This is a genomic window from Vibrio sp. SCSIO 43097, assembly GCF_023650755.1.
Taxonomy (GTDB): domain Bacteria; phylum Pseudomonadota; class Gammaproteobacteria; order Enterobacterales; family Vibrionaceae; genus Vibrio; species Vibrio alginolyticus.
This window is the reverse complement of the sequence record NZ_CP071841.1, coordinates 789,030-796,753: the sequence shown is the minus strand read 5'-3', so window position 1 is coordinate 796,753 and position 7,724 is coordinate 789,030. Positions and strand designations below refer to the sequence as shown.

Sequence of the window (7,724 nt, the reverse complement as noted above, 5' to 3'; positions counted from 1 at the left end):
AATGGCTAAGTAAGTAGGATACGCAGACCAAATCGTACTTGTAAGCCTTATCAGCTTAATTGTCACCGCAGCCATATTTACGATGTTGGTTGTGGAGAATTCAAATGCATTTAGTTTGCAAATTTATACCTAGCTCGAAGCTATCCTCCAACGAGCTATCTTATGTTCTTACACCGGACGAGTGTATAGGGCAGCTTTCGCGTTTGCGAAATTCAGATGACATCCTTAGAAACCTCCCTAAAGAGTTGGCGCAAAAGATTTCCATCTCTGCCAAAAAAACGACCAGCGCATTGCTAGCTGCTATAAGAATCGAATTGGGAAAAGGCAATTGGGTGTCATTATCTACCGTTGCTCGTCGGTCGCCATTGACGGACTCTCAGCTGCAAAGCTTCCCTAGACTTAAATCACTCGTTGACTCTGTATCTGCTTCGAATGAAAGCAAAGCTTTTAAAGCAGGATACAAGCAGGTTACCGACGATGTTGCTTTAGTTCGTAGTTACACGCATGTCCCCTCTGAGCCAAGTCTAGATCAAAAAATCGTTGTCGAGTTTGCAGGGCAGTGGTCTAGCAACGCGGCATGTTTGATGTTGGGAAAAACGGAAGCTCAAAAAGAAAAAGTGACTGTAGGCAAGGCTGATACAGAAAACAAACACCGCAGCCTCGCGACATTTAAAGATCTCGAAGCTGAGGGCAAAACGCTCTATATCAAAATCCCTTGCACTGATCAGCCTCAGCCAATTTTGCTTAAACTCGCCGAAGATATGCAACCCGTTGATAAAGAAATTCAAATGGATGAGTGGGATAACGTGTTGGTGCCTGTACTACCTATGCTAGAGGGCCCAAATGGACATGAGTTGGTTGCAGAAGGTTATTTCTATGTAATCTGGAATAACAAAGTTTGGCGAGAGGTTGAAGTTACACCAAAAGGCTACTTTGCTGATGTCGATTTAGAGTACTACAGAAATAATGATCCTGAATCCTCGATGAAAACACGACATGTCAACATTGATGGGGCCAACCTTGTACCAGACTACTATATTGGCGAAGAAGCATTTGAGATTTATCAATCCGGTCAGAAAGTGTATTCGGGACATCTAAGCCTTGATCAAGGTGCTAGGGTATTCCGCTTTGTAGATGAGGAAGTAGATGTTGTTTTTCCAGAATTAGATATTGATCCTATCACTGTTAAAACGGTGCTAAGCCCTTATAAAGCTGGCAAAGATGGTTTGCGTATTGCGCAAGGCGTTCCTCTACCGCATATTTGGGTGCCATACAAAGTCGCGGGAAAAGCACAAGAATGTTATATCCATTACTCCGAGTTGGCTTTGACAAACACGGAACTGTCTGAGCTAGAGAGTGATCCTGCTTCAATTGCTAAGTCTCTTTCAGAGTTGCAAATATACTCCTCATCCCAAAGCTTTAATAATGCGGGCGAGAATATTATTCCAGTTTCCGGTACCGCATCGACAGGCATCGGCAGTGGAGTCATCAACGAACACAAAGAGAGCAATATCGCGGGGCTTAAGTTGGCTCCAAGAGGCGCATTGCCTTCTATACGTTACCTTCACGAGCCTTTGACAGATCAGCCGGACGATTTCTTTGGGCTTCGTAACATAGAACAGGATTGGATTCACAAATCGTACTTTCGTTCAGCAATGAAAGATGACGATGGTTATATGACGCTTCGGTTCGCATTCCCGCCGGAAGAGGTCAAGAGCGTCGATATTGTTCGAGGTGTTCATTCGAGCCTCTCCACCGGTAGCCAACGTCTTGTCGTTGTAGAAGAAAATGTACCCATTTCAGAATTGCTAGGTTAAACCATGAAGAAAATACTATTACTGTTGCTTGCTGCTTTATCGATAGCGGGTTGTAAAGATGACGGCCGCACTTACATTGGTGAACACAACTATTACACCATGGAGCCAAGTGAGATCTTTAAATCTGACTCTGCGACATACCAACAACGTGACTTTCCTCGTTACTTTATCCATCGCGCCAAAGAATGGCCAAGGGAAGACTTAAATGACGCGAGCTCTTACGATTTGCCACGCGTTCAGTTTACTTGGGCCAACTTATCAAACGACTCAGGCTATGAGCCAGACCCTATGTATAATGAATACGAAGGACGAACCAAAATTTGGAGTATGAAGACTGATGGCACCGATTTACGTTTGGTGACCGATTTGCCATGGCTTGGCGATGGTGACATAACTGTTGATAAAACCAGTCGCTCGCCAAACAATCGTTACGTTGCAGTCGGTTTTGGTTTGACTAACTACCTTTTTGATATCAAAAACCAGAAGCTGATTAAGCTGCCACATGATATTGAAGGCCCTTCCGGATTTTTATGGGCGGAAGATAGCAGCTACGTTTATTACCGCACTGGTAAGGTTGGTCGTGTGGTTTATAAGTGGGATATTGCTAAAGGTGAGGCGGAAAAGACCGATCTTTACATCAGTGATACTGGCTTCATAAAGTACGGGAAAAGATATCAGGTAAATGATTTTGCTGCGCTTATTTACGATGCAAATACAAATCAAAAAGCAAAAGCAGTTTTTTGGGATAAGGACTTAGCGACGAATAAATCAAAAGCGGATTATAAAGCCATAAGTCCAGAAGGGGACATTGTCTGGGCGGCTAATCGCAACTATCACAATGTGTTTGTCGTCGACCTAGCGAAAGGTAAACAGATTAAGCGTGATGGGGCAATGCAATATGCCATCGGTTTAAATAATCGTTTTTCGCTAACAAATTACAACGCGATGCTGATGTCGGTGCAGAAAAACCATACTAAACAAGCGTGGAGCTGGTCTCCATTGGGTTATGGGCGCACGTTAGATCCTGCAATTGTGTATAACCTCTCCGCAAATCAAGGAAATTGGTTTAAGGAGGCGAACTAATGGCTTTTACGTTTGATAATGAAGTCTATCTGTTTGGAGCTTTCTTTAGTGCCGTAAAGAACGATGATGGTGTGGAAGTGTGGCCGGACTGGCATTCCCAGCCAGATCTCACTCAAGTAAATGAGCTAGAGGGTAAGATTCGTCCCATACCTTTGACTCCAGTGATGGTCAATGCCTTGTCGGGAGGTGAACCCGCACTGTGGGGCACCACCAGAGAGGGAAAATTGGTCGAGTTAGGTTTAGGCGAGCCACCACAAGCAATGGGTAAGCAACCTTTATCGGGAGAAAAGGTCGACTCTGAAAGTTCTGTACCGAGTGATGTCAACAATTACGAAGTACTCAAGTTGGGCAACCGACCGGAAGGGATCTGCAAAGGGAAAAGCTATGAATTAAGCTTTCCACCATTGCGTTTGTTGGCGCAGATGATTGCGCCGCTGAATGATCCAGAAAGTACTGGGGGCGCAAAAAATCTAGTAAGTCTTGCAGAAAACATTAAGCATTTTGCCCAGTACATTGATGATGGGACCAACAAAACAAACCAAACGGGTGTGAAGTTCCAACTTACTGAAATTGCAGTAAACCAACTTGCTCCTGCCTATGCTGGTGGTGACCTTTCGCCAGAACAACAAAGTTACAATGATTGGTTAGAGCGTCAGAAAAAAAGAAACAAACCCCTGAAAGGTTTTGTTGTGCCAAGAACGCACAGTTGTGCAGTGTTGTTCACTGATAATCTTTATCGTGGCGCGGAAGTTTCGCTAGTTAGACCGGTTAAGCAGCTCAAAGCGGGCGATTTAGAGAGCGCCGCAGAAGAAGTGATTAATGTGAAGGTAGTCGATACCAACGTTGCAAGATGGGCAATTGAAGTTGGTGAAAAAAACGTTTTACCAAGTGCATTGTTTAACCTTGACCCTAGCCAAGTTGAAGATGGTTTTTATTTGTTGCGCATCCAATTTTGGGAAACTGAATGGAAAGCACTCGATGAAACACGTAAAAAGTTACCTGAAAGTGTGTTGAAGGCCAATGCCACAAAGCAGTTTATGAAACACCCTAAAACTGATGTGGAGCAGAATGTATATACTTATGAGCTGCATGAAAAGCTGACGTTTATCGAGACAGCGGGCATTGGCAAAATGGCGTGCGTGTGTGGTGACATGATCACCTTAGAGGAAGCGCTCATCCAACAATTTCCTAATCAGTTGCCATCTTATTCAGACTACGCGACAAAGGGGTTAACCTATCAAACTAAGCAAAAGCCGGGCGTCGCACCGTTATCTTTGCATGCTGCGATCAACAAAACCTACGAATCGTTGAGCAGTGATTTTCTCTCCATTGACGGTGCTAAGCTTTTTGGCCCACCTGCGGATATGGCGAAAACCATCGGGCAGGCGCTATGGGAAAACAGTGAATCAGGGGCTTTACCTCCATTTCTGATGAGTGGTATCGCGTTACATTCGGCACTTGCCGCCACCAGTGGTGTTAAAAAGAGCGTCAGCCTTGCAAAGGTTTTTGCGCGTAAAGAGCTAACGCTGAAACAAGCACAAGCGTTAGTGTTTAGAAAGCATGTAATCGATATTCCTTATATCAAACGTGCTTTTAAAGCGGCAGGCCCAGAGTCAAAAATCATGCGTGGCGTTGGACGTTTAAGCAGTGATTTTTTGAGCGGAACAAATCGCGCGCTACCAGCAATTGGAGTTATCGCAAGTGGCAAGGAAGCGTTAGAGCAATATTCGGCGTTCTCTGAACAAATTAAAAATGCGAAAGAAGCGCAAGAAACTTTAAGCAAATACTCTGAAAACTATCTTTCTTCTTTAACGTTTGTTCGTCGCTTTGATAATCCAGAACATTGGCAAAAAAAGGCAGAAGCGGTGCAGGAAGCGCTTGGTAAAGAAGGGAATGCTCAGATCTTTGTTGATGGTCAAGGGGTCGTTGTTCGAATGAACTTCAAGTTTAACTCTGCTGAGTTTGAGAACGAAGTTCAAGTACTGCATATCGACTATATAGAAGTATGTAAAAAATTATGCCAGCTTTTATCCAAAAACCCTGATTACCAAGTTGCCATTATTGGCCATGCAGGGCCAATAGGAACGCATGAAAATAACTTAAAAATTTCCAGATTGCGTGCGGATGTCGTTAAAGAGGCCATCCTTGCCAAAGCAAGCGAAAAAGAACGAGCGAATCTAGAATCAAGGTTGTGGATTGAATTTAAGGGTAAGTCACAACTGATTGATGATATCGAAGGTTATGCCGACGTTAACGACCGATCAGATACTGCTGATATCGCTGTGAACCGACGTGTAGAGGTTAGGTTGATCATCCCTGACTTTGCGGTTTCCCTACCACCGAGCCGCTCGGGAACGATGGCATTAAATCGCGCGCATCAAATTTGGGAAGGGCATCAGCTTGCGGCAAAGGAAGCTCAAGATAAGTTGATTATTGCTGCCGTTGATGCAATGGCAAGTGTCGCAATCTGGACGCCTGCCGCACCAGTGGCTGCCTATTATTTTGCCGGTAAAGTGGGTGCAGATCTTTTGGGCGCTGCAACTGATTTCTATGGCGACCTTTTTGGTGATGCGACGTTTAAGGAGATCAAAGCTCAGTACAACAACAAAAGCATGCTAAAGACACTCAGTAGCATCAACAAAGAGCTTATCTCTCTGTACAAAGGGATAAGTCAAGACCTTCAACCTCAGGTCATTGATGCTGTTGGCTTAGCTGACTTTCTCAAAAAACAGGCGAATCATGATGAATTGTTGAAGCGCTTTTTGTTGCGCTCTTATGCTTTGAATTCATTGATTGAGTTACTAACGCTTCTCCGCGCTAAGTGGAGCCTGACGGGGGACTTTGATGATTTCATTGAGGATTATCGAGTTGACGAGTTTATTCAGCTGTATGTCATGAGTGATAACTGGGAAATTCCAGTCAATGATGGTAATACACTGGCCCTGAACTGGGTAAACCGCTTTAAAAAATCTGGTTTGTTCTCTAAATCAGATGCCAATAGCTCGTTACAATGGAGTTACGGTGAAAAAATAGGGGGGGCATTTAATACGGGATTCCCTGTACAAACACGTCTATTCTTGGACCGAAAATCAGATGAGTCCTTGCAAGAAAGAGCTTCTATCCGAGAAGGCCTAAAGGCATTTTGTCACGACTTCAACTTAGCTACAGTAGAACTTGGGCATGATGATATAGAGTTCAGCCGCTTGCTGGTTCAAGACGGTGCTAAATGGACGCCATATGTAGAGTGGGCATTTGCGCAGAATGGACGAAAGCTACGCCCACAAACTCGCGTGAAACTACAGGTGGTTTTAAAAGACAATGTCTCATCTAAGGCACTGTTTTTACAGGAGGTCGCTTATCGCGCCGCTGTTGTTGGTTTGGACTCTCATGGGCCAACCTTTGATGTGTTGTTTACAAAAATGGATGCTTCTCAATTCGAAGACCCTGATGAAGCGATTAAAGAACACTTTAAGAGTAAGCGTGTTGAGGAATTGCATGGTCTTGAATTTGAACCAACATATGAATTTGGTGAGTTTTTAATCCATGGCATCAAGCCGTTATGTCCAAATGTTAAAGTCATAGATGAGGTGAAAGCCTTCTTTACAGGTCAAAGCGTGTTTGAATATGTTCGAGACACTGGTGCTTTTGAGCAGATGAGATATGTCTTCTCACTAGGAGGACATGATTTGCTAGCGGGTAAGTTAGAGGGCTTGGGTACATATAAAAATTACACTCTAGATATTACTGAAGTTAACTTTGGTATCGATGGTCAAAGCCCTGCACAAGAAGCGAAAAACTTTAACGGTCGAACATTGGAAAAGACGAAACTCACAGACACTGACTTTTTAATCGAAGAGTTTGTCATGAGTGAGTCTGCATCATCCCGAGACACTACACCGAAGGTGATCGATGGCAACCTTATTATTTTGCCTGGTGTTGAAATTGACGGTGACCTTGCTTGGGGTGAAGGCAATGCGAATAAACTGATAAGCAACAAGTTTGATTGGTCGAAAGAGCAACGGTTCTCACTTTGTTTTGCGGTGTTAGGGGATGATCGTGCGAGTGACGATTACGATACAATGTTACTCAATGCCATTGAATGTGGGGTGAAACTGCAGATCAAAGATGGTCCAGTTAAACATGACGTGATGCATTATGCTGGAGTGGTCAACATTCATTCTCGTCTTGTTACCGAGAAGTCAAATACTGGGTATAATGGAATAGAAACAAGAACCGTTTTTGATCTAGAGCTTGACGATAGCGGCGCGACTAAGCGTACAGGTCTGGAGCAAAGCGCCGTTCAATTTATTGATCAGAATGACGCGAATTTCTCCCGTTTATTAACTTCAAGCGAGAAAAAGTACCTTTATATCATTCGCTTTGAGTACTCTTATGTGTCGCCTACAGGCAAACTAGTTAATGGTTTAAGACCTTTTGGTGATGTTTTAGATGGTAATGATCTAAAACCTATCAAACTTGAGCTGGCTTCATTTGAACAAATGGATGTAAGTGAAGGTTATGAACTACCGAAGTTTGAGCTTCAAGTTCCTGCGGTGAAAGACTTCATGACGGGTAAGCCATGGATAGAAACGGTTGAAAAGGAAAATGCGACAAGTGAGGCGAATCACTTACACTGGAAAAACCTAGGGGTACAGAACGAGCAGAAAGGATATGTTGAGAATTGGATAACGAAACAAGCGTCTTCGCTCAATGCTCCGGAAATCGCTCTTTTACAGGCAAAGTAACATACAAAAAAACCGCCTTCGGGCGGTTTTTCTTTTCTTATGACTTCATACTGAATTTAGAATTTTCTTTTTAAGCCCC

Annotated in this window: 3 protein-coding genes; all 3 read left to right on the top strand. The window is 43.6% G+C overall.

Going from position 1 to position 7,724, the window contains the following annotated elements:
• The first annotated feature begins 104 nt into the window (after positions 1-104).
• From J4N40_RS19925 to J4N40_RS19915, 3 genes are read left to right on the top strand one after another with little or no spacing between them, the layout of a single operon-like run.
• Positions 105-1,817 carry a hypothetical protein gene (locus tag J4N40_RS19925; protein ID WP_033906401.1) on the top strand — a complete coding sequence of 571 codons (1,713 nt, stop codon included), beginning with the start codon at positions 105-107 and terminating at the stop codon, positions 1,815-1,817.
• A gap of 3 nt (positions 1,818-1,820) precedes the next feature.
• Positions 1,821-2,900: a YncE family protein gene (locus J4N40_RS19920; RefSeq protein WP_250654683.1), complete on the top strand. Its 1,080-nt coding sequence runs from the start codon at positions 1,821-1,823 to the stop codon at positions 2,898-2,900.
• The gene (locus J4N40_RS19915) at positions 2,900-7,645 is read left to right on the top strand and encodes an OmpA family protein (RefSeq protein ID WP_064376244.1); all 4,746 of its coding nucleotides are present in this window, start codon (positions 2,900-2,902) and stop codon (positions 7,643-7,645) included. The genes J4N40_RS19920 and J4N40_RS19915 overlap by 1 nt, the downstream gene beginning before the upstream one ends.
• The last annotated feature ends 79 nt before the right edge of the window (positions 7,646-7,724 follow it).

What these genes read in the sequence shown, in the direction of transcription:
- J4N40_RS19915 (WP_064376244.1), top strand. Translation starts at nt 2,900, where the DNA reads ATGGCTTTTACGTTTGATAATGAAGTCTATCTGTTTGGAGCTTTCTTT.
- J4N40_RS19925 (WP_033906401.1), top strand. Translation starts at nt 105, where the DNA reads ATGCATTTAGTTTGCAAATTTATACCTAGCTCGAAGCTATCCTCCAAC.
- J4N40_RS19920 (WP_250654683.1), top strand. Translation starts at nt 1,821, where the DNA reads ATGAAGAAAATACTATTACTGTTGCTTGCTGCTTTATCGATAGCGGGT.